The organism is Streptomyces sp. NPDC052101 (assembly GCF_040680235.1).
In the GTDB taxonomy this organism is placed as follows: domain Bacteria; phylum Actinomycetota; class Actinomycetes; order Streptomycetales; family Streptomycetaceae; genus Streptomyces.
The window spans coordinates 1-1,297 of the sequence record NZ_JBFAWH010000138.1; the positions used below are offsets into that span (position 1 = coordinate 1).

The following is a 1,297-nucleotide window of genomic DNA, read 5'->3' on the forward strand; positions in this document are numbered from 1 at the left end:
GCAACGCCTGGTCGCTGTGGGCGCTCAGCTACTACCCGCACCCCTACCGCTACCTACCCGAGGCTTCCCGTGGCGGTCTGACGACGAAGTCTCATCTGGTCTGTGACGGCAAGGGGAGGGTGCTGGCGTTCGTGGTGAGCGGCGGCCAGGTCGCGGACACCTCGATGTTGGCCACCATGATGGAGCAGATCAGCGTTCCCGGGGCCCGTGGCCGGCCCAGGGCACGGCCTGACCGCCTGAACGTGGACAAGGGCTGCCCCTCGAAGGCGAACCGGGCCATCGACTTCGGGGAAGACCAGCGCTAGTGCTACCAGGGACGCAACGTCGTGGAGCGGTGCTTCAACCGGCTCAAGCAGTGGCGAGGGATCGCGATGCGCTCGGACAAGTACGCCCGGAACTATCACGCCGGGCTCAGTCTCGCAGCGACACGGCACTGGCTCGCCACCATCCTTTAGCAACACACCCTAGGCGGCACCGCCCGCCCGGGGGCCTGTCCCGGAGAGGCCCGGGCCCTCAGCTGCCCACTCGCTGCCCGACCATTCGAGCAAGGTGGGCTGCCGCGTGGGCCGGCGTCGCCGCGCCGCGCCAGCTGTCCTGGAACATTGCCAACACCTCGCGGAATGGCATGCCGATACGTGCGGCCCGTTTGGTCAGCTCCCACCGATGTGATCGCGCAAGTTCTCGGGCCTCCTCCGATGTGCCGTGCTCTGCATTGCGCAAGGCCGCGAACATGGACCGGACAAAACGGGGACTGTCATGCGCGAACCCCACTGCGCCCAGAGAGGTTGCCAGCCGCCTGACGGCAACGAGGGGCTCCTCCGTGTAGGTGAAGCGATATCGCGCCGCCAGACGGGTGAGGAGCTCAAAGTCCTCGTAGAAGAGATCCTCGGCGTAGCCGCCCTCCCGGCGGAGCGCACCTGTGCGCATGAAGAACGACGCCGCTGGGATCCAGTTGGAATCGACAAGGCATGCGAGGGTGTCTTCGCTGCGTTGCGGTTCGTCCGGCCATGGAAACTCGACGCGCGAGGACGGGTGGAGCACCGAGGAGTTCTCGTCGATGACCACGGCGTCGCTGTAGGCAAGGACGACATCATCTGGAGCGGTCCGCAGGAGCTTCTCGTGGACCGCGATGCGATCTTTGCGCATGGTGTCGTCACCTGCGATGTAGGTGACGAATTCGGTGTCCACTTTGTCCAGCAGTCGGTTGAGGGTCGGATTCAGCCCCATGTTGGTGGAATTCGGATGGAACTCGAACGACGACGGCGCGTCTGCGAGCCACTGTCGGATGACCTCGGCG

The 1,297-nt window shown here is 65.6% G+C and carries 1 protein-coding gene and 1 pseudogene; one reads left to right on the forward strand and one right to left on the reverse strand.

Annotation, left to right across the window (positions count from 1 at the left end; translation table 11 throughout):
- Positions 1-305, forward strand: a pseudogene (locus tag AB0L75_RS44300) (hypothetical protein); the annotation flags it as partial.
- 208 nt (positions 306-513) lie between these two features.
- On the opposite strand, the gene AB0L75_RS44305 reads toward AB0L75_RS44300, so the two are convergent.
- A partial coding sequence (locus AB0L75_RS44305) for a hypothetical protein (RefSeq protein WP_365191954.1) occupies positions 514-1,297 on the reverse strand: 784 nt, incomplete at its 5' end.